This is a genomic window from Escherichia sp. TC-EC600-tetX4, assembly GCF_019356055.1.
Classification (GTDB): Bacteria; Pseudomonadota; Gammaproteobacteria; order Enterobacterales; family Enterobacteriaceae.
In genome coordinates this window covers 4289946-4310989 of the sequence record NZ_CP079924.1, presented here as the reverse complement: position 1 = coordinate 4310989, position 21044 = coordinate 4289946, and the positions used below count along the sequence as shown (strand labels likewise).

The following is a 21044-nucleotide window of genomic DNA, read 5'->3' as shown; positions in this document are numbered from 1 at the left end:
ACAGATTAAATCAGAACGCAGAAGCGGTCTGATAAAACAGAATTTGCCTGGCGGCAGTAGCGCGGTGGTCCCACCTGACCCCATGCCGAACTCAGAAGTGAAACGCCGTAGCGCCGATGGTAGTGTGGGGTCTCCCCATGCGAGAGTAGGGAACTGCCAGGCATTAAATAAAACGAAAGGCTCAGTCGAAAGACTGGGCCTTTCGTTTTATCTGTTGTTTGTCGGTGAACGCTCTCCTGAGTAGGACAAATCCGCCGGGAGCGGATTTGAACGTTGCGAAGCAACGGCCCGGAGGGTGGCGGGCAGGACGCCCGCCATAAACTGCCAGGCATCAAATTAAGCAGAAGGCCATCCTGACGGATGGCCTTTTTGCGTTTCTACAAACTCTTCCTGTCGTCATATCTACAAGCCATCCCCCCACAGATACGGTAAACTAGCCTCGTTTTTGCATCAGGAAAGCAGCTATGAACCACTCCTTAAAACCCTGGAACACATTTGGCATTGATCATAATGCTCAGCACATTGTATGTGCCGAAGACGAACAACAATTACTCAATGCCTGGCAGTATGCAACCGCAGAAGGACAACCCGTTCTTATTCTGGGTGAAGGAAGTAATGTACTTTTTCTGGAGGACTATCGCGGCACGGTGATCATCAACCGGATCAAAGGTATCGAAATTCATGATGAACCTGATGCGTGGTATTTACATGTAGGAGCCGGAGAAAACTGGCATCGTCTGGTAAAATACACTTTGCAGGAAGGTATGCCTGGTCTGGAAAATCTGGCATTAATTCCTGGTTGTGTCGGCTCATCACCTATCCAGAATATTGGTGCTTATGGCGTAGAATTACAGCGAGTTTGCGCTTATGTTGATTCTGTTGAACTGGCGACAGGCAAGCAAGTGCGCTTAACTGCCAAAGAGTGCCGTTTTGGCTATCGCGACAGTATTTTTAAACATGAATACCAGGACCGCTTCGCTATTGTAGCCGTAGGTCTGCGTCTGCCAAAAGAGTGGCAACCTGTACTAACGTATGGTGACTTAACTCGTCTGGATCCTACAACAGTAACGCCACAGCAAGTATTTAATGCGGTGTGTCATATGCGCACCACCAAACTCCCTGATCCAAAAGTGAATGGCAATGCCGGTAGTTTCTTCAAAAACCCTGTTGTATCTGCCGAAACGGCTAAAGCATTACTGTCACAATTTCCAACAGCACCAAATTACCCCCAGGCGGATGGTTCAGTAAAACTGGCAGCAGGTTGGCTTATCGATCAGTGCCAGCTAAAAGGGATGCAAATAGGTGGGGCTGCGGTGCACCGTCAACAGGCGTTAGTTCTCATTAATGAAGACAATGCAAAAAGCGAAGATGTTGTACAGCTGGCGCATCATGTAAGACAGAAAGTTGGTGAAAAATTTAATGTCTGGCTTGAGCCTGAAGTCCGCTTTATTGGTGCATCAGGTGAAGTGAGCGCAGTGGAGACAATTTCATGAAGGATAACACCGTGCCACTGAAATTGATTGCCCTGTTAGCGAACGGTGAATTTCACTCTGGCGAGCAGTTGGGTGAAACGCTGGGAATGAGCCGGGCGGCTATTAATAAACACATTCAGACACTGCGTGACTGGGGCGTTGATGTCTTTACCGTTCCGGGTAAAGGATACAGCCTGCCTGAGCCTATCCAGTTACTTAATGCTAAACAGATATTGGGTCAGCTGGATGGCGGTAGTGTAGCCGTGCTGCCAGTGATTGACTCCACGAATCAGTACCTTCTTGATCGTATCGGAGAGCTTAAATCGGGCGATGCTTGCATTGCAGAATACCAGCAGGCTGGCCGTGGTCGCCGGGGTCGGAAATGGTTTTCGCCTTTTGGCGCAAACTTATATTTGTCGATGTTCTGGCGTCTGGAACAAGGCCCGGCGGCGGCGATTGGTTTAAGTCTGGTTATCGGTATCGTGATGGCGGAAGTATTACGCAAGCTGGGTGCAGATAAAGTTCGTGTTAAATGGCCTAATGACCTCTATCTGCAGGATCGCAAGCTGGCAGGCATTCTGGTGGAGCTGACTGGCAAAACTGGCGATGCGGCGCAAATAGTCATTGGAGCCGGGATCAACATGGCAATGCGCCGTGTTGAAGAGAGTGTCGTTAATCAGGGGTGGATCACGCTGCAGGAAGCGGGGATCAATCTCGATCGTAATACGTTGGCGGCCATGCTAATACGTGAATTACGTGCTGCGTTGGAACTCTTCGAACAAGAAGGATTGGCACCTTATCTGTCGCGCTGGGAAAAGCTGGATAATTTTATTAATCGCCCAGTGAAACTTATCATTGGTGATAAAGAAATATTTGGCATTTCACGCGGAATAGACAAACAGGGGGCTTTATTACTTGAGCAGGATGGAATAATAAAACCCTGGATGGGCGGTGAAATATCCCTGCGTAGTGCAGAAAAATAAGAAAGGGGAGTATTCGCTCCCCTGCAAATTATTTGCGTAGTCTGACCTCTTCTACCGCATGATTAGCACTTTTCGTCAGGATTAAACTGGCGCGCTCACGAGTAGGTAGAATATTTTGCTTTAAGTTCAGCCAGTTGATCTCTTTCCACAATGTCATGGCAGTCTTAATCGCTTCTTCTTTAGTTAATTTCGCGTAGTTATGAAAATAGGAATCCGGGTCGGTAAAAGCCCCTTCGCGGAATTTCAGAAAACGGTTGATATACCATGTCTGAAGTAAGTCTTCCGGTGCATCAACATATATCGAAAAATCGACAAAATCAGAAACAAATACATGATGTGGATCGTGTGGATAATCCATCCCGCTCTGTAAGACATTTAACCCTTCAAGAATTAAAATATCAGGCTGAACAACCGTTTTATCTCCATCCGGGATCACATCATAAATAAGATGTGAGTAAACAGGTGCTGTAACGTTTGGCACGCCGGATTTGAGATCGGAAACAAACTTCACCAGGCGATGCATATCATACGATTCCGGGAAGCCTTTCTTCTTCATCAGACCACGTTCTTTCAGAACCTGATTAGGGTGAAGGAAGCCATCTGTAGTGATCAGTTCAACACGACGATGTTCCGGCCAACGGCTTAATAGCGCCTGCAATACACGGGCGGTTGTACTTTTCCCCACCGCGACACTGCCAGCAATACTGATAATGTAAGGAATGCGTTGCCCGTTGGTACCAAGAAACTGTTCCAGAACTGCCTGACGGCGCAGATTCGAGCTTATATAGAAGTTCAGCAAACGTGACAAAGGTAAATAGATCTCGGCAACTTCTTCTAACGAGAGATCTTCATTAATACCTTTGAGACGGGCGATCTCATCTTCCGATAACGTCATAGGTACGGAATCACGCAGAGCTGCCCACTGGTTGCGGTCAAACTGTAGGTAAGGCGTCATTAACGTTTGCTCTTTTATACTCATAAGCATGTTTCTGGCGGTCATAGCTCTATCGGCAAAGCGATATTTGCCATGGCGCGTCACAGTTCTGTTGAATGGGTTAATGGGCAGGAGGGTAACACCAGATGGGGAGGAATAATAAGAAAAAATCTCTGCCAGGAAGCTATCGTTGAAAAGCAATGTGACAGATATTCCATCTGATAAAAAGAATTATGGTTTAGCAGGAGCGCATTGTTGAGCACAATGATGTTGAAAAAGTGTGCTAATCTGCCCTCCGTTCGGCTGTTTCTTCATCGTGTCGCATAAAATGTGACCAATAAAACAAATTATGCAATTTTTTAGTTGCATGAACTCGCATGTCTCCATAGAATGCGCGCTACTTGATGCCGACTTAGCTCAGTAGGTAGAGCAACTGACTTGTAATCAGTAGGTCACCAGTTCGATTCCGGTAGTCGGCACCATCAAGTCCGGTGGGGTTCCCGAGCGGCCAAAGGGAGCAGACTGTAAATCTGCCGTCACAGACTTCGAAGGTTCGAATCCTTCCCCCACCACCAATTTCGGCCACGCGATGGCGTAGCCCGAGACGATAAGTTCGCTTACCGGCTCGAATAAAGAGAGCTTCTCTCGATATTCAGTGCAGAATGAAAATCAGGTAGCCGAGTTCCAGGATGCGGGCATCGTATAATGGCTATTACCTCAGCCTTCCAAGCTGATGATGCGGGTTCGATTCCCGCTGCCCGCTCCAAGATGTGCTGATATAGCTCAGTTGGTAGAGCGCACCCTTGGTAAGGGTGAGGTCGGCAGTTCGAATCTGCCTATCAGCACCACTTCTTTTCTCCTCCCTGTTTTTTCCTTCTGTTTATTGCATTCAACAAGTCGGGCATGTTGCCTGGTTGATGTGGTGATATCACCGATTTATCCGTGTCTTAGAGGGACAATCGATGTCTAAAGAAAAGTTTGAACGTACAAAACCGCACGTTAACGTCGGTACTATCGGCCACGTTGACCATGGTAAAACAACGCTGACCGCTGCAATCACTACCGTACTGGCTAAAACCTACGGCGGTGCTGCTCGCGCATTCGACCAGATCGATAACGCGCCGGAAGAAAAAGCTCGTGGTATCACCATCAACACTTCTCACGTTGAATACGACACCCCGACCCGTCACTACGCACACGTAGACTGCCCGGGGCACGCCGACTATGTTAAAAACATGATCACCGGTGCTGCGCAGATGGACGGCGCGATCCTGGTAGTTGCTGCGACTGACGGCCCGATGCCGCAGACTCGTGAGCACATCCTGCTGGGTCGTCAGGTAGGCGTTCCGTACATCATCGTGTTCCTGAACAAATGCGACATGGTTGATGACGAAGAGCTGCTGGAACTGGTTGAAATGGAAGTTCGTGAACTTCTGTCTCAGTACGACTTCCCGGGCGACGACACTCCGATCGTTCGTGGTTCTGCTCTGAAAGCGCTGGAAGGCGACGCAGAGTGGGAAGCGAAAATCCTGGAACTGGCTGGCTTCCTGGATTCTTATATTCCGGAACCAGAGCGTGCGATTGACAAGCCGTTCCTGCTGCCGATCGAAGACGTATTCTCCATCTCCGGTCGTGGTACCGTTGTTACCGGTCGTGTAGAACGCGGTATCATCAAAGTTGGTGAAGAAGTTGAAATCGTTGGTATCAAAGAGACTCAGAAGTCTACCTGTACTGGCGTTGAAATGTTCCGCAAACTGCTGGACGAAGGCCGTGCTGGTGAGAACGTAGGTGTTCTGCTGCGTGGTATCAAACGTGAAGAAATCGAACGTGGTCAGGTACTGGCTAAGCCGGGCACCATCAAGCCGCACACCAAGTTCGAATCTGAAGTGTACATTCTGTCCAAAGATGAAGGCGGCCGTCATACTCCGTTCTTCAAAGGCTACCGTCCGCAGTTCTACTTCCGTACTACTGACGTGACTGGTACCATCGAACTGCCGGAAGGCGTAGAGATGGTAATGCCGGGCGACAACATCAAAATGGTTGTTACCCTGATCCACCCGATCGCGATGGACGACGGTCTGCGTTTCGCAATCCGTGAAGGCGGCCGTACCGTTGGCGCGGGCGTTGTAGCAAAAGTTCTGAGCTAATTGCCGATAACATTTGACGCAATGCGCACTAAAAGGGCATCATTTGATGCCCTTTTTGCACGCTTTCGTACCAGAACCTGGCTCATCAGTGATTTTCTTTGTCATAATCATTGCTGAGACAGGCTCTGTTGAGGGCGTATAATCCGAAAAGCTAATACGCGTTTCGATTTGGTTTGCCTCGCGATCGCGGGGTGAAAATGTTTGTAGAAAACTTCTGACAGGTTGGTTTATGAGTGCGAATACCGAAGCTCAAGGAAGCGGGCGCGGCCTGGAAGCGATGAAGTGGGTCGTTGTGGTGGCATTGCTCCTGGTGGCGATTGTCGGCAACTATCTTTATCGCGACATTATGCTGCCGCTGCGTGCGCTGGCCGTAGTAATTCTGATTGCTGCAGCGGGTGGTGTCGCGCTGTTAACGACAAAAGGTAAAGCTACCGTTGCTTTTGCCCGTGAAGCGCGTACCGAAGTCCGTAAGGTCATTTGGCCGACTCGCCAGGAAACATTGCACACCACGCTGATTGTGGCTGCGGTTACCGCAGTAATGTCACTGATCCTGTGGGGACTGGATGGTATTCTGGTTCGCCTGGTATCCTTTATCACTGGCCTGAGGTTCTGAGATGTCTGAAGCTCCTAAAAAGCGCTGGTACGTCGTTCAGGCGTTTTCCGGTTTTGAAGGCCGCGTAGCAACGTCGCTGCGTGAGCATATCAAATTACACAACATGGAAGATTTGTTTGGTGAAGTCATGGTACCAACCGAAGAAGTGGTTGAAATCCGTGGCGGTCAGCGTCGCAAAAGCGAACGTAAATTCTTCCCTGGCTACGTCCTCGTTCAGATGGTGATGAACGACGCGAGCTGGCACCTGGTGCGCAGCGTACCGCGTGTGATGGGCTTCATCGGCGGTACTTCCGATCGTCCTGCGCCAATCAGCGATAAAGAAGTCGATGCGATTATGAACCGCCTGCAGCAGGTTGGTGATAAGCCGCGTCCGAAAACGCTGTTTGAACCGGGTGAAATGGTCCGTGTTAATGATGGTCCGTTCGCTGACTTCAACGGTGTTGTTGAAGAAGTGGATTACGAGAAATCTCGTCTGAAAGTGTCTGTTTCTATCTTCGGTCGTGCGACCCCGGTAGAGCTGGACTTCAGCCAGGTTGAAAAAGCCTAACCCAGCGATCAAAAAAGCGGCGATTTAATCGTTGCACAAGGCGTGAGATTGGAATACAATTTCGCGCCTTTTGTTTTTATGGGCCTTGCCCGTAAAACGATTTTTTATATCACGGGGAGCCTCTCAGAGGCGTTATTACCCAACTTGAGGAATTTATAATGGCTAAGAAAGTACAAGCCTATGTCAAGCTGCAGGTTGCAGCTGGTATGGCTAACCCGAGTCCGCCAGTAGGTCCGGCTCTGGGTCAGCAGGGCGTAAACATCATGGAATTCTGCAAAGCGTTCAACGCAAAAACTGATTCCATCGAAAAAGGTCTGCCGATTCCGGTAGTAATCACCGTTTACGCTGACCGTTCTTTCACTTTCGTTACCAAGACCCCGCCGGCAGCAGTTCTGCTGAAAAAAGCGGCTGGTATCAAGTCTGGTTCCGGTAAGCCGAACAAAGACAAAGTGGGTAAAATTTCCCGCGCTCAGCTGCAGGAAATCGCGCAGACCAAAGCTGCCGACATGACTGGTGCCGACATTGAAGCGATGACTCGCTCCATCGAAGGTACTGCACGTTCCATGGGCCTGGTAGTGGAGGACTAAGAAATGGCTAAACTGACCAAGCGCATGCGTGTTATCCGCGAGAAAGTTGATGCAACCAAACAGTACGACATCAACGAAGCTATCGCACTGCTGAAAGAGCTGGCGACTGCTAAATTCGTAGAAAGCGTGGACGTAGCTGTTAACCTCGGCATCGACGCTCGTAAATCTGACCAGAACGTACGTGGTGCAACTGTACTGCCGCACGGTACTGGCCGTTCCGTTCGCGTAGCCGTATTTACCCAAGGTGCAAACGCTGAAGCTGCTAAAGCTGCAGGCGCAGAACTGGTAGGTATGGAAGATCTGGCTGACCAGATCAAGAAAGGCGAAATGAACTTTGACGTTGTTATTGCTTCTCCGGATGCAATGCGCGTTGTTGGCCAGCTGGGCCAGGTTCTGGGTCCGCGCGGCCTGATGCCAAACCCGAAAGTGGGTACTGTAACACCGAACGTTGCTGAAGCGGTTAAAAACGCTAAAGCTGGCCAGGTTCGTTACCGTAACGACAAAAACGGCATCATCCACACCACCATCGGTAAAGTGGACTTTGACGCTGACAAACTGAAAGAAAACCTGGAAGCTCTGCTGGTTGCGCTGAAAAAAGCAAAACCGACTCAGGCGAAAGGCGTGTACATCAAGAAAGTTAGCATCTCCACCACCATGGGTGCAGGTGTTGCAGTTGACCAGGCTGGCCTGAGCGCTTCTGTAAACTAATGCCTTTACGTGGGCGGTGATTTTGTCTACAATCTTACCCCCACGTATAATGCTTAATGCAGACGTATATCCGAGATATTCGGGTTGTGGCAAGGCGGCAACTGAGTGAGTCGCCAGGAGCATAGCTAACTATGTGACTGGTGCGAATGAAGGAAGCCAACGCCGTCACAAGCTGAATAGCGACGGATAGAAAAGATTTGTTCGTTGGAGCCTGGCCTATCCAGGCCTCCGTCGAAGACCGCAGGAGTTTCGCAAGAAACTTAATCCCCTGCGTAGACGGTGACAGAACGCTAAGATTATTCTTTTATATTCTGGCTTGTTTCTGCTCACCGTAATTAAGACGCTCTCTCCGTTTGGAGGAGTGAAGTGAGTTCCAGAGATTTTCTCTGGCAAACATCCAGGAGCAAAGCTAATGGCTTTAAATCTTCAAGACAAACAAGCGATTGTTGCTGAAGTCAGCGAAGTAGCCAAAGGCGCGCTGTCTGCAGTAGTTGCGGATTCCCGTGGCGTAACTGTAGATAAAATGACTGAACTGCGTAAAGCAGGTCGCGAAGCTGGCGTATACATGCGTGTTGTTCGTAACACCCTGCTGCGCCGTGCTGTTGAAGGTACTCCGTTCGAGTGCCTGAAAGACGCGTTTGTTGGTCCGACCCTGATTGCATACTCTATGGAACACCCGGGCGCTGCTGCTCGTCTGTTCAAAGAGTTCGCGAAAGCGAATGCAAAATTTGAGGTCAAAGCCGCTGCCTTTGAAGGTGAGCTGATCCCGGCGTCTCAGATCGACCGCCTGGCAACTCTGCCGACCTACGAAGAAGCAATTGCACGCCTGATGGCAACCATGAAAGAAGCTTCGGCTGGCAAACTGGTTCGTACTCTGGCTGCTGTACGCGATGCGAAAGAAGCTGCTTAATCGCAGTTATCTTTTTAACGCATTCGCTTACGTATAAACTTATTCTGATATTCAGGAACAATTTAAATGTCTATCACTAAAGATCAAATCATTGAAGCAGTTGCAGCTATGTCTGTAATGGACGTTGTAGAACTGATCTCTGCAATGGAAGAAAAATTCGGTGTTTCCGCTGCTGCTGCTGTAGCTGTAGCTGCTGGCCCGGTTGAAGCTGCTGAAGAAAAAACTGAATTCGACGTAATTCTGAAAGCTGCTGGCGCTAACAAAGTTGCTGTTATCAAAGCAGTACGTGGCGCAACTGGCCTGGGTCTGAAAGAAGCTAAAGACCTGGTAGAATCTGCACCGGCTGCTCTGAAAGAAGGCGTGAGCAAAGACGACGCAGAAGCACTGAAAAAAGCTCTGGAAGAAGCTGGCGCTGAAGTTGAAGTTAAATAAGCCAACCCTTCCGGTTGCAGCCTGAGAAATCAGGCTGATGGCTGGTGACTTTTTAGTCACCAGCCTTTTTGCGCTGTAAGGCGCCAGTAGCGTTTCACACTGTTTGACTACTGCTGTGCCTTTCAATGCTTGTTTCTATCGACGACTTAATATACTGCGACAGGACGTCCGTTCTGTGTAAATCGCAATGAAATGGTTTAAGCGTGATAGCAACAGGCATTGCGGAAAGTGTTCCATTTTCCGGTCAACAAAATAGTGTTGCACAAACTGTCCGCTCAATGGACAGATGGGTCGACTTGTCAGCGAGCTGAGGAACCCTATGGTTTACTCCTATACCGAGAAAAAACGTATTCGTAAGGATTTTGGTAAACGTCCACAAGTTCTGGATGTACCTTATCTCCTTTCTATCCAGCTTGACTCGTTTCAGAAATTTATCGAGCAAGATCCTGAAGGGCAGTATGGTCTGGAAGCTGCTTTCCGTTCCGTATTCCCGATTCAGAGCTACAGCGGTAATTCCGAGCTGCAATACGTCAGCTACCGCCTTGGCGAACCGGTGTTTGACGTCCAGGAATGTCAAATCCGTGGCGTGACCTATTCCGCACCGCTGCGCGTTAAACTGCGTCTGGTGATCTATGAGCGCGAAGCGCCGGAAGGCACCGTAAAAGACATTAAAGAACAAGAAGTCTACATGGGCGAAATTCCGCTCATGACAGACAACGGTACCTTTGTTATCAACGGTACTGAGCGTGTTATCGTTTCCCAGCTGCACCGTAGTCCGGGCGTCTTCTTTGACTCCGACAAAGGTAAAACCCACTCTTCGGGTAAAGTGCTGTATAACGCGCGTATCATCCCTTACCGTGGTTCCTGGCTGGACTTCGAATTCGATCCGAAGGACAACCTGTTCGTACGTATCGACCGTCGCCGTAAACTGCCTGCGACCATCATTCTGCGCGCCCTGAACTACACCACAGAGCAGATCCTCGACCTGTTCTTTGAAAAAGTTATCTTTGAAATCCGTGATAACAAGCTGCAGATGGAACTGGTGCCGGAACGCCTGCGTGGTGAAACCGCATCTTTTGACATCGAAGCTAACGGTAAAGTGTACGTAGAAAAAGGCCGCCGTATCACTGCGCGCCACATTCGCCAGCTGGAAAAAGACGACGTCAAACTGATCGAAGTCCCGGTTGAGTACATCGCAGGTAAAGTGGTTGCTAAAGACTATATTGATGAGTCTACCGGCGAGCTGATCTGCGCAGCGAACATGGAGCTGAGCCTGGATCTGCTGGCTAAGCTGAGCCAGTCTGGTCACAAGCGTATCGAAACGCTGTTCACCAACGATCTGGATCACGGCCCATATATCTCTGAAACCTTACGTGTCGACCCAACTAACGACCGTCTGAGCGCACTGGTAGAAATCTACCGCATGATGCGCCCTGGCGAGCCGCCGACTCGTGAAGCAGCTGAAAGCCTGTTCGAGAACCTGTTCTTCTCCGAAGACCGTTATGACTTGTCTGCGGTTGGTCGTATGAAGTTCAACCGTTCTCTGCTGCGCGAAGAAATCGAAGGTTCCGGTATCCTGAGCAAAGACGACATCATTGATGTTATGAAAAAGCTCATCGATATCCGTAACGGTAAAGGCGAAGTCGATGATATCGACCACCTCGGCAACCGTCGTATCCGTTCCGTTGGCGAAATGGCGGAAAACCAGTTCCGCGTTGGCCTGGTACGTGTAGAGCGTGCGGTGAAAGAGCGTCTGTCTCTGGGCGATCTGGATACCCTGATGCCACAGGATATGATCAACGCCAAGCCGATTTCCGCAGCAGTGAAAGAGTTCTTCGGTTCCAGCCAGCTGTCTCAGTTTATGGACCAGAACAACCCGCTGTCTGAGATTACGCACAAACGTCGTATCTACGCACTCGGCCCAGGCGGTCTGACCCGTGAACGTGCAGGCTTCGAAGTTCGAGACGTACACCCGACTCACTACGGTCGCGTATGTCCAATCGAAACCCCTGAAGGTCCGAACATCGGTCTGATCAACTCTCTGTCCGTGTACGCACAGACTAACGAATACGGCTTCCTTGAGACTCCGTATCGTAAAGTGACCGACGGTGTTGTAACTGACGAAATTCACTACCTGTCTGCTATCGAAGAAGGCAACTACGTTATCGCCCAGGCGAACTCCAACTTGGATGAAGAAGGCCACTTCGTAGAAGACCTGGTAACTTGCCGTAGCAAAGGCGAATCCAGCTTGTTCAGCCGCGACCAGGTTGACTACATGGACGTATCCACCCAGCAGGTGGTATCCGTCGGTGCGTCCCTGATCCCGTTCCTGGAACACGATGACGCCAACCGTGCATTGATGGGTGCGAACATGCAACGTCAGGCCGTTCCGACTCTGCGCGCTGATAAGCCGCTGGTTGGTACTGGTATGGAACGTGCTGTTGCCGTTGACTCCGGTGTAACTGCGGTAGCTAAACGTGGTGGTGTCGTTCAGTACGTGGATGCTTCCCGTATCGTTATCAAAGTTAACGAAGACGAGATGTATCCGGGTGAAGCAGGTATCGACATCTACAACCTGACCAAATACACCCGTTCTAACCAGAACACCTGTATCAACCAGATGCCGTGTGTGTCTCTGGGTGAACCGGTTGAACGTGGCGACGTGCTGGCAGACGGTCCGTCCACCGACCTCGGTGAACTGGCGCTTGGTCAGAACATGCGCGTAGCGTTCATGCCGTGGAATGGTTACAACTTCGAAGACTCCATCCTCGTATCCGAGCGTGTTGTTCAGGAAGACCGTTTCACCACCATCCACATTCAGGAACTGGCGTGTGTGTCCCGTGACACCAAGCTGGGTCCGGAAGAGATCACCGCTGACATCCCGAACGTGGGTGAAGCTGCGCTCTCCAAACTGGATGAATCCGGTATCGTTTACATTGGTGCGGAAGTGACCGGTGGCGACATTCTGGTTGGTAAGGTAACGCCGAAAGGTGAAACTCAGCTGACCCCAGAAGAAAAACTGCTGCGTGCGATCTTCGGTGAGAAAGCCTCTGACGTTAAAGACTCTTCTCTGCGCGTACCAAACGGTGTATCCGGTACGGTTATCGACGTTCAGGTCTTTACTCGCGATGGCGTAGAAAAAGACAAACGTGCGCTGGAAATCGAAGAAATGCAGCTCAAACAGGCGAAGAAAGACCTGTCTGAAGAACTGCAGATCCTCGAAGCGGGTCTGTTCAGCCGTATCCGTGCTGTGCTGGTAGCCGGTGGCGTTGAAGCTGAGAAGCTCGACAAACTGCCGCGCGATCGCTGGCTGGAGCTGGGCCTGACAGACGAAGAGAAACAAAATCAGCTGGAACAGCTGGCTGAGCAGTATGACGAACTGAAACACGAGTTCGAGAAGAAACTCGAAGCGAAACGCCGCAAAATCACCCAGGGCGACGATCTGGCACCGGGCGTGCTGAAGATTGTTAAGGTATATCTGGCGGTTAAACGCCGTATCCAGCCTGGTGACAAGATGGCAGGTCGTCACGGTAACAAGGGTGTAATTTCTAAGATCAACCCGATCGAAGATATGCCTTACGATGAAAACGGTACGCCGGTAGACATCGTACTGAACCCGCTGGGCGTACCGTCTCGTATGAACATCGGTCAGATCCTCGAAACCCACCTGGGTATGGCTGCGAAAGGTATCGGCGACAAGATCAACGCCATGCTGAAACAGCAGCAAGAAGTCGCGAAACTGCGCGAATTCATCCAGCGTGCGTACGATCTGGGCGCTGACGTTCGTCAGAAAGTTGACCTGAGTACCTTCAGCGATGAAGAAGTTATGCGTCTGGCTGAAAACCTGCGCAAAGGTATGCCAATCGCAACGCCGGTGTTCGACGGTGCGAAAGAAGCAGAAATTAAAGAGCTGCTGAAACTTGGCGACCTGCCGACTTCCGGTCAGATCCGCCTGTACGATGGTCGCACTGGTGAACAGTTCGAGCGTCCGGTAACCGTTGGTTACATGTACATGCTGAAACTGAACCACCTGGTCGACGACAAGATGCACGCGCGTTCCACCGGTTCTTACAGCCTGGTTACTCAGCAGCCGCTGGGTGGTAAGGCACAGTTCGGTGGTCAGCGTTTCGGGGAGATGGAAGTGTGGGCGCTGGAAGCATACGGCGCAGCATACACCCTGCAGGAAATGCTCACCGTTAAGTCTGATGACGTGAACGGTCGTACCAAGATGTATAAAAACATCGTGGACGGCAACCATCAGATGGAGCCGGGCATGCCAGAATCCTTCAACGTATTGTTGAAAGAGATTCGTTCGCTGGGTATCAACATCGAACTGGAAGACGAGTAATTCTCGCTCAAACAGGTCACTGCTGTCGGGTTAAAACCCGGCAGCGGATTGTGCTAACTCCGACGGGAGCAAATCCGTGAAAGATTTATTAAAGTTTCTGAAAGCGCAGACTAAAACCGAAGAGTTTGATGCGATCAAAATTGCTCTGGCTTCGCCAGACATGATCCGTTCATGGTCTTTCGGTGAAGTTAAAAAGCCGGAAACCATCAACTACCGTACGTTCAAACCAGAACGTGACGGCCTTTTCTGCGCCCGTATCTTTGGGCCGGTAAAAGATTACGAGTGCCTGTGCGGTAAGTACAAGCGCCTGAAACACCGTGGCGTCATCTGTGAGAAGTGCGGCGTTGAAGTGACCCAGACTAAAGTACGCCGTGAGCGTATGGGCCACATCGAACTGGCTTCCCCGACTGCGCACATCTGGTTCCTGAAATCGCTGCCGTCCCGTATCGGTCTGCTGCTCGATATGCCGCTGCGCGATATCGAACGCGTACTGTACTTTGAATCCTATGTGGTTATCGAAGGCGGTATGACCAACCTGGAACGTCAGCAGATCCTGACTGAAGAGCAGTATCTGGACGCGCTGGAAGAGTTCGGTGACGAATTCGACGCGAAGATGGGGGCGGAAGCAATCCAGGCTCTGCTGAAGAGCATGGATCTGGAGCAAGAGTGCGAACAGCTGCGTGAAGAGCTGAACGAAACCAACTCCGAAACCAAGCGTAAAAAGCTGACCAAGCGTATCAAACTGCTGGAAGCGTTCGTTCAGTCTGGTAACAAACCAGAGTGGATGATCCTGACCGTTCTGCCGGTACTGCCGCCAGATCTGCGTCCGCTGGTTCCGCTGGATGGTGGTCGTTTCGCGACTTCTGACCTGAACGATCTGTATCGTCGCGTCATTAACCGTAACAACCGTCTGAAACGTCTGCTGGATCTGGCTGCGCCGGACATCATCGTACGTAACGAAAAACGTATGCTGCAGGAAGCGGTAGACGCCCTGCTGGATAACGGTCGTCGCGGTCGTGCGATCACCGGTTCTAACAAGCGTCCTCTGAAATCTTTGGCCGACATGATCAAAGGTAAACAGGGTCGTTTCCGTCAGAACCTGCTCGGTAAGCGTGTTGACTACTCCGGTCGTTCTGTAATCACCGTAGGTCCATACCTGCGTCTGCATCAGTGCGGTCTGCCGAAGAAAATGGCACTGGAGCTGTTCAAACCGTTCATCTACGGCAAGCTGGAACTGCGTGGTCTTGCTACCACCATTAAAGCTGCGAAGAAAATGGTTGAGCGCGAAGAAGCTGTCGTTTGGGATATCCTGGACGAAGTTATCCGCGAACACCCGGTACTGCTGAACCGTGCACCGACTCTGCACCGTCTGGGTATCCAGGCATTTGAACCGGTACTGATCGAAGGTAAAGCTATCCAGCTGCACCCGCTGGTTTGTGCGGCATATAACGCCGACTTCGATGGTGACCAGATGGCTGTTCACGTACCGCTGACGCTGGAAGCCCAGCTGGAAGCGCGTGCGCTGATGATGTCTACCAACAACATCCTGTCCCCGGCGAACGGCGAACCAATCATCGTTCCGTCTCAGGACGTTGTACTGGGTCTGTACTACATGACCCGTGACTGTGTTAACGCCAAAGGCGAAGGCATGGTGCTGACTGGCCCGAAAGAAGCAGAACGTCTGTATCGCTCTGGTCTGGCTTCTCTGCATGCGCGCGTTAAAGTGCGTATCACCGAGTATGAAAAAGATGCTAACGGTGAATTAGTAGCGAAAACCAGCCTGAAAGACACGACTGTTGGCCGTGCCATTCTGTGGATGATTGTACCGAAAGGTCTGCCTTACTCCATCGTCAACCAGGCGCTGGGTAAAAAAGCAATCTCCAAAATGCTGAACACCTGCTACCGCATTCTCGGTCTGAAACCGACCGTTATTTTTGCGGACCAGATCATGTACACCGGCTTCGCCTATGCAGCGCGTTCTGGTGCATCTGTTGGTATCGATGACATGGTCATCCCGGAGAAGAAACACGAAATCATCTCCGAGGCAGAAGCAGAAGTTGCTGAAATTCAGGAGCAGTTCCAGTCTGGTCTGGTAACTGCGGGCGAACGCTACAACAAAGTTATCGATATCTGGGCTGCGGCGAACGATCGTGTATCCAAAGCGATGATGGATAACCTGCAAACTGAAACCGTGATTAACCGTGACGGTCAGGAAGAGAAGCAGGTTTCCTTCAACAGCATCTACATGATGGCCGACTCCGGTGCGCGTGGTTCTGCGGCACAGATTCGTCAGCTTGCTGGTATGCGTGGTCTGATGGCGAAGCCGGATGGCTCCATCATCGAAACGCCAATCACCGCGAACTTCCGTGAAGGTCTGAACGTACTCCAGTACTTCATCTCCACCCACGGTGCTCGTAAAGGTCTGGCGGATACCGCACTGAAAACTGCGAACTCCGGTTACCTGACTCGTCGTCTGGTTGACGTGGCGCAGGACCTGGTGGTTACCGAAGACGATTGTGGTACCCATGAAGGTATCATGATGACTCCGGTTATCGAGGGTGGTGACGTTAAAGAGCCGCTGCGCGATCGCGTACTGGGTCGTGTAACTGCTGAAGACGTTCTGAAGCCGGGTACTGCTGATATCCTCGTTCCGCGCAACACGCTGCTGCACGAACAGTGGTGTGACCTGCTGGAAGAGAACTCTGTCGACGCGGTTAAAGTACGTTCTGTTGTATCTTGTGACACCGACTTTGGTGTATGTGCGCACTGCTACGGTCGTGACCTGGCGCGTGGCCACATCATCAACAAGGGTGAAGCAATCGGTGTTATCGCGGCACAGTCCATCGGTGAACCGGGTACACAGCTGACCATGCGTACGTTCCACATCGGTGGTGCGGCATCTCGTGCGGCTGCTGAATCCAGCATCCAAGTGAAAAACAAAGGTAGCATCAAGCTCAGCAACGTGAAGTCGGTTGTGAACTCCAGCGGTAAACTGGTTATCACTTCCCGTAATACTGAACTGAAACTGATCGACGAATTCGGTCGTACTAAAGAAAGCTACAAAGTACCTTACGGTGCGGTACTGGCGAAAGGCGATGGCGAACAGGTTGCTGGCGGCGAAACCGTTGCAAACTGGGACCCGCACACCATGCCGGTTATCACCGAAGTAAGCGGTTTTGTACGCTTTACTGACATGATCGACGGCCAGACCATTACGCGTCAGACCGACGAACTGACCGGTCTGTCTTCGCTGGTGGTTCTGGATTCCGCAGAACGTACCGCAGGTGGTAAAGATCTGCGTCCGGCACTGAAAATCGTTGATGCTCAGGGTAACGACGTTCTGATCCCAGGTACCGATATGCCAGCGCAGTACTTCCTGCCGGGTAAAGCGATTGTTCAGCTGGAAGATGGCGTACAGATCAGCTCTGGTGACACCCTGGCGCGTATTCCGCAGGAATCCGGCGGTACCAAGGACATCACCGGTGGTCTGCCGCGCGTTGCGGACCTGTTCGAAGCACGTCGTCCGAAAGAGCCGGCAATCCTGGCTGAAATCAGCGGTATCGTTTCCTTCGGTAAAGAAACCAAAGGTAAACGTCGTCTGGTTATCACCCCGGTAGACGGTAGCGATCCGTACGAAGAGATGATTCCGAAATGGCGTCAGCTCAACGTGTTCGAAGGTGAACGTGTAGAACGTGGTGACGTAATTTCCGACGGTCCGGAAGCGCCGCACGACATTCTGCGTCTGCGTGGTGTTCATGCTGTTACTCGTTACATCGTTAACGAAGTACAGGACGTATACCGTCTGCAGGGCGTTAAGATTAACGATAAACACATCGAAGTTATCGTTCGTCAGATGCTGCGTAAAGCTACCATCGTTAACGCGGGTAGCTCCGACTTCCTGGAAGGCGAACAGGTTGAATACTCTCGCGTCAAGATCGCAAACCGCGAACTGGAAGCGAACGGCAAAGTGGGTGCAACTTACTCCCGCGATCTGCTGGGTATCACCAAAGCGTCTCTGGCAACCGAGTCCTTCATCTCCGCGGCATCGTTCCAGGAGACCACTCGCGTGCTGACCGAAGCAGCCGTTGCGGGCAAACGCGACGAACTGCGCGGCCTGAAAGAGAACGTTATCGTGGGTCGTCTGATCCCGGCAGGTACCGGTTACGCGTACCACCAGGATCGTATGCGTCGCCGTGCTGCGGGTGAAGCTCCGGCTGCACCGCAGGTGACTGCAGAAGACGCATCTGCCAGCCTGGCAGAACTGCTGAACGCAGGTCTGGGCGGTTCTGATAACGAGTAATCGTTAATCCGCAAATAACGTAAAAACCCGCTTCGGCGGGTTTTTTTATGGGGGGAGTTTAGGGAAAGAGCATTTGTCAGAATATTTAAGGAATTTCTGAATACTCATAATCAATGTAGAGATGACTAATATCCTGAAACTGACTGAACTAATTGAGTCAAACTCGGCAAGGATTCGATACTATTCCTGTGTAACTTTCTTAAGGAACGAGAATGAAACAGGAAGTGGAAAAGTGGCGACCTTTTGGACATCCGGATGGTGATATTCGTGATTTATCATTTCTTGATGCTCATCAGGCTGTCTACGTTCAGCATCATGAGGGCAAAGAGCCTTTAGAGTATCGCTTTTGGGTTACCTACTCTCTTCACTGCTTCACAAAAGATTATGAACATCAGACGAACGAAGAAAAACAATCGTTAATGTACCACGCGCCTAAAGAATCTCGTCCCTTCTGCCAGCACCGTTATAACTTAGCGCGCACACACTTAAAAAGAACTATTTTGGCGCTGCCAGAAAGCAACGTTATTCATGCCGGGTATGGTAGCTATGCCGTGATTGAGGTGGACTTAGACGGAGGAGATAAGGCATTTTACTTTGTTGCGTTCAGGGCTTTCAGGGAAAAGAAAAAACTCCGTTTGCATGTAACTAGCGCTTATTCCATTTCTGAAAAACAGAAAGGTAAATCAGTGAAATTTTTCACCATTGCCTACAACTTATTGAGAAATAAGCAGCTTCCTCAGCCCTCAAAATAACAAAACCCACCTTAAGGTGGGTTTCGCCAGAGAATTATCTCTGGTATTCAGAACGCCATTACCGGACTTTGCCTTGACCTTGCGATAATCGCAGGTTGCGGGATGTCTGAATTTCTTCAGTCTGCTGCATCCTGGAAGATGAGAACATGTGTTCTTATTTTCGTCTCTATCATAGTTGAGTATTTACTCTCTTACAATCAGATCTCTTTCATTGCTCAACAGGCGATGGCTTCAGACTTTGCATTACGGAATTTTTAAGAAAGGCAGGGCGAAACGAGGAAGAAGCTTTTCGCCCTGGACAACATTCCTGCTGACGGCACTACCATAAAAAAACACAACGCTTTCAACAACCTTGCGTTTTTCATCTTCCGTAGCGGCTCGGAATAAATTTACGTTCTTACATTCCGTCTCATAGTCTTTGCGAGGCGCGTCCCAGATAGCTGTCCCAGTCTTTCCATACCGGCTGCAAACCCTGAGCGGTTAACGCGGCAGCAACCGCTTCCGGTCTGCGATCGTCGTGCGGTGAGAACTGTTCCAACTCGGGGTGATTATCGGCATAGCCACCTGGCTGCGTTTTCGAGAAGGCGCTGACGTTATTGATCGCCAGCGGAATAACGCGATCGCGAAACCACGGTGATTCCCGCGTGGAGAGTGACAGTTCAATCTCCGGTGCAAGCAGTCGGAAGGCGCAGATGGTTTGCACTAACTGGCGTTCATCCATAATCGACGCAGGCTCAATGCCGCCAGTACACGGGCGCAGGCGCGGAAAGGAGACAGAGTAACGGCTTTGCCAGTAATGCTGTTGCAGCCATAGCAAATGTTCGGCAACCATATAGCTGTCAACGCGCCAGTTGTCGGAAAGGCCAATTAGCGCGCCGAGGCCTATCTTATCAATCCCCGCACGCCCCAGCCGATCCGGCGTTTCCAGCCGCCAGAAGAAGTCCTGTTTTTTGCCTTTCAGATGATGGCGGGCATAAGTCGCCTCGTGATATGTCTCCTGATAAACCATCACGCCATCCAGACCAAGTTGCTTTAACTCGGCGTATTCCGTCTCCGCCAGCGGTTGCACTTCCATCTGTAGTGAAGAGAACTGTTCACGAAGGGCAGGGAGATGACGACGAAAGTAATCCATCCCCACTTTCGCCTGATGTTCACCAGTGACTAACAGCAGATGTTCAAAGCCCATCTCCCGTATAGCGGCACTTTCCCTGGCAATATCCGCTTCATCCAGCGTTTTGCGCTTGATGCGATTACTCATGGAAAATCCACAGTACGTGCAGTCGTTAGCGCAAAGATTGGAAAGATAAAGCGGGACGTAGAAACTAACTGTGTTGCCAAATCGCTGACGGGTCAGACGCTGCGCCCGTTGGGCCAGTTGTTCCAGATAGCCACTGGCGGCAGGCGATAACAGCGCCATCATGTCGTCGCGGGTGAGTTGCGAGGCATTTAGCGCCCGCTCTACGTCAGCAGCCGTTTTGCCGTTGATACGCAGGCGGATGTCGTCCCAGTCCAGTTGTCGCCAGCGATCGCTGAAGGTTTTCATGCCGATGCCTCCAGAAATCCGGTCAGCGGGCTGGTGGCATGAGCAAAATAACTGCGGCTGCCCGGTCCGGACTGACGTGCCAGTAGGCCTGCTTCTACCGCCAGACGAAATGCCTTCGCCATGTTGACGGGATCGTCCGCGACGGCAATCGCCGTATTCACTAACACCGCGTCGGCCCCCATTTCCAGCGCCTGCGCGGCATGGCTGGGAACGCCGATGCCAGCATCGACAACCACCGGCACTGTGGCCTGCTGGATAATAATCTCCAGCATGGCGCGGGTTTCCAGTCCCTGATTCGAGCCAATCGGCGCGCCGAGCGGCATCACCGCTGCACAGCCGACTTCTTCCAGACGTTTACACAATACCGGATCGGCCCCGCAGTAAGGCAGCACGACAAATCCCTGTTGTACCAGCGTTTCGGCGGCTTTCAGGGTTTCGATGGGATCGGGCAACAGCCAGCGGGCGTCAGGGTGAATCTCTAATTTTAACCAGTTTGTGCCTAACGCTTCACGAGCCAGATGGGCGGCGAAAATGGCTTCTTCCGCTGTTTTCGCCCCGGATGTATTTGGCAGCAGGGTCACACCCGCCGCGATAAGCGGTTCGAGGATAGCGTCGTTGTGCTGGCGCAAGTCGACACGTTTCATCGCCAGTGTCACCAGCTGGCTGCCGGAAGCGCGGATCGCCTCCACCATCAGTTGTGAAGAAGCGAATTTCCCTGTGCCGGTAAACAGATGTGAATCAAACGTTTTGTCCGCAATACGTAACATT

At 51.1% G+C, this 21044-nt stretch carries 15 protein-coding genes, 4 tRNA genes and 1 rRNA gene; 17 read left to right on the top strand and 3 right to left on the bottom strand.

The genetic code is table 11. From position 1 onward, the window contains the following. Positions 1-46 precede the first annotated feature (46 nt). The 3 genes from rrf (at position 47) to birA (ending at position 2455) form a co-directional block, all read left to right on the top strand. Positions 47-162 (top strand): 5S ribosomal RNA (gene rrf / locus KXD89_RS20915). A 302-nt stretch (positions 163-464) separates the two neighbouring features. Continuing rightward, positions 465-1493: a UDP-N-acetylmuramate dehydrogenase gene (gene murB, locus KXD89_RS20910; RefSeq protein ID WP_001016699.1), complete on the top strand. Its 1029-nt coding sequence runs from the start codon at positions 465-467 to the stop codon at positions 1491-1493. After that, complete coding sequence (birA, locus tag KXD89_RS20905; protein ID WP_000654630.1) at positions 1490-2455, top strand: bifunctional biotin--[acetyl-CoA-carboxylase] ligase/biotin operon repressor BirA; 966 nt, start codon at positions 1490-1492, stop codon at positions 2453-2455. Before murB ends, birA begins: the two co-directional genes overlap by 4 nt. 28 nt (positions 2456-2483) lie before the next feature. On the opposite strand, the gene coaA is transcribed toward birA, so the two are convergent. Continuing rightward, entirely contained in the window at positions 2484-3434 is a 951-nt protein-coding gene (coaA, locus tag KXD89_RS20900) for a type I pantothenate kinase (RefSeq protein WP_000023081.1), read from the bottom strand. A gap of 361 nt (positions 3435-3795) precedes the next feature. Here coaA and KXD89_RS20895 point away from each other — a divergent pair. From KXD89_RS20895 to KXD89_RS20830, 14 genes are all read left to right on the top strand, one after another. Then, positions 3796-3871: transfer RNA gene (locus KXD89_RS20895), tRNA-Thr, on the top strand. A gap of 8 nt (positions 3872-3879) precedes the next feature. Beyond that, positions 3880-3964: transfer RNA gene (locus tag KXD89_RS20890), tRNA-Tyr, on the top strand. A gap of 116 nt (positions 3965-4080) precedes the next feature. After that, positions 4081-4155: transfer RNA gene (locus KXD89_RS20885), tRNA-Gly, on the top strand. A gap of 6 nt (positions 4156-4161) precedes the next feature. Further along, positions 4162-4237 (top strand) — tRNA-Thr (locus KXD89_RS20880). Positions 4238-4351: 114 nt separating this feature from the next. Beyond that, positions 4352-5536, top strand: a complete 1185-nt coding sequence (gene tuf, locus KXD89_RS20875; protein WP_000031784.1) for an elongation factor Tu — start codon at positions 4352-4354, stop codon at positions 5534-5536. 229 nt (positions 5537-5765) lie between these two features. Beyond that, entirely contained in the window at positions 5766-6149 is a 384-nt protein-coding gene (gene secE, locus KXD89_RS20870) for a preprotein translocase subunit SecE (protein ID WP_001275702.1), read from the top strand. A gap of 1 nt (position 6150) precedes the next feature. Further along, on the top strand, positions 6151-6696 hold the full coding sequence (gene nusG, locus KXD89_RS20865; protein WP_001287516.1) for a transcription termination/antitermination protein NusG: 546 nt from the start codon (positions 6151-6153) through the stop codon (positions 6694-6696). Between the two features lie 158 nt (positions 6697-6854). Further along, the gene (gene rplK / locus KXD89_RS20860) at positions 6855-7283 is read left to right on the top strand and encodes a 50S ribosomal protein L11 (protein WP_001085926.1); all 429 of its coding nucleotides are present in this window, start codon (positions 6855-6857) and stop codon (positions 7281-7283) included. Between the two features lie 3 nt (positions 7284-7286). After that, the gene (rplA, locus tag KXD89_RS20855; RefSeq protein WP_001096684.1) at positions 7287-7991 is read left to right on the top strand and encodes a 50S ribosomal protein L1; all 705 of its coding nucleotides are present in this window, start codon (positions 7287-7289) and stop codon (positions 7989-7991) included. Between the two features lie 412 nt (positions 7992-8403). Continuing rightward, positions 8404-8901, top strand: a complete 498-nt coding sequence (rplJ, locus tag KXD89_RS20850; RefSeq protein ID WP_001207201.1) for a 50S ribosomal protein L10 — start codon at positions 8404-8406, stop codon at positions 8899-8901. A 66-nt stretch (positions 8902-8967) separates the two neighbouring features. Beyond that, on the top strand, positions 8968-9333 hold the full coding sequence (gene rplL, locus KXD89_RS20845; RefSeq protein WP_000028878.1) for a 50S ribosomal protein L7/L12: 366 nt from the start codon (positions 8968-8970) through the stop codon (positions 9331-9333). 319 nt (positions 9334-9652) lie between these two features. Beyond that, positions 9653-13681 (top strand): DNA-directed RNA polymerase subunit beta, encoded by a 4029-nt coding sequence (gene rpoB / locus KXD89_RS20840; protein ID WP_072647363.1) that lies wholly within the window; start codon positions 9653-9655, stop codon positions 13679-13681. A gap of 76 nt (positions 13682-13757) precedes the next feature. Beyond that, positions 13758-17981, top strand: a complete 4224-nt coding sequence (rpoC, locus tag KXD89_RS20835) for a DNA-directed RNA polymerase subunit beta' (protein WP_000653944.1) — start codon at positions 13758-13760, stop codon at positions 17979-17981. A 212-nt stretch (positions 17982-18193) separates the two neighbouring features. Continuing rightward, positions 18194-18733: a stationary phase growth adaptation protein gene (locus KXD89_RS20830; protein WP_072647364.1), complete on the top strand. Its 540-nt coding sequence runs from the start codon at positions 18194-18196 to the stop codon at positions 18731-18733. A 409-nt stretch (positions 18734-19142) separates the two neighbouring features. On the opposite strand, the gene thiH is transcribed toward KXD89_RS20830, so the two are convergent. Together thiH and thiG are read right to left on the bottom strand one after the other, a co-directional pair. After that, positions 19143-20276: a 2-iminoacetate synthase ThiH gene (gene thiH / locus KXD89_RS20825; RefSeq protein ID WP_000847447.1), complete on the bottom strand. Its 1134-nt coding sequence runs from the start codon at positions 20274-20276 to the stop codon at positions 19143-19145. Next, positions 20273-21043 carry a thiazole synthase gene (gene thiG, locus KXD89_RS20820; protein WP_000944104.1) on the bottom strand — a complete coding sequence of 257 codons (771 nt, stop codon included), beginning with the start codon at positions 21041-21043 and terminating at the stop codon, positions 20273-20275. Before thiG ends, thiH begins: the two co-directional genes overlap by 4 nt. Position 21044 lies beyond the last annotated feature (1 nt).

Excerpts from the sequence above, each read along its gene's own strand:
- murB (WP_001016699.1), top strand. The coding sequence starts at position 465 with ATGAACCACTCCTTAAAACCCTGGAACACATTTGGCATTGATCATAAT.
- birA (WP_000654630.1), top strand. The coding sequence starts at position 1,490 with ATGAAGGATAACACCGTGCCACTGAAATTGATTGCCCTGTTAGCGAAC.
- coaA (WP_000023081.1), bottom strand. The coding sequence starts at position 3,434 with ATGAGTATAAAAGAGCAAACGTTAATGACGCCTTACCTACAGTTTGAC.
- tuf (WP_000031784.1), top strand. The coding sequence starts at position 4,352 with ATGTCTAAAGAAAAGTTTGAACGTACAAAACCGCACGTTAACGTCGGT.
- secE (WP_001275702.1), top strand. The coding sequence starts at position 5,766 with ATGAGTGCGAATACCGAAGCTCAAGGAAGCGGGCGCGGCCTGGAAGCG.
- nusG (WP_001287516.1), top strand. The coding sequence starts at position 6,151 with ATGTCTGAAGCTCCTAAAAAGCGCTGGTACGTCGTTCAGGCGTTTTCC.
- rplK (WP_001085926.1), top strand. The coding sequence starts at position 6,855 with ATGGCTAAGAAAGTACAAGCCTATGTCAAGCTGCAGGTTGCAGCTGGT.
- rplA (WP_001096684.1), top strand. The coding sequence starts at position 7,287 with ATGGCTAAACTGACCAAGCGCATGCGTGTTATCCGCGAGAAAGTTGAT.
- rplJ (WP_001207201.1), top strand. The coding sequence starts at position 8,404 with ATGGCTTTAAATCTTCAAGACAAACAAGCGATTGTTGCTGAAGTCAGC.
- rplL (WP_000028878.1), top strand. The coding sequence starts at position 8,968 with ATGTCTATCACTAAAGATCAAATCATTGAAGCAGTTGCAGCTATGTCT.
- rpoB (WP_072647363.1), top strand. The coding sequence starts at position 9,653 with ATGGTTTACTCCTATACCGAGAAAAAACGTATTCGTAAGGATTTTGGT.
- KXD89_RS20830 (WP_072647364.1), top strand. The coding sequence starts at position 18,194 with ATGAAACAGGAAGTGGAAAAGTGGCGACCTTTTGGACATCCGGATGGT.
- thiH (WP_000847447.1), bottom strand. The coding sequence starts at position 20,276 with ATGAAAACCTTCAGCGATCGCTGGCGACAACTGGACTGGGACGACATC.
- thiG (WP_000944104.1), bottom strand. The coding sequence starts at position 21,043 with ATGTTACGTATTGCGGACAAAACGTTTGATTCACATCTGTTTACCGGC.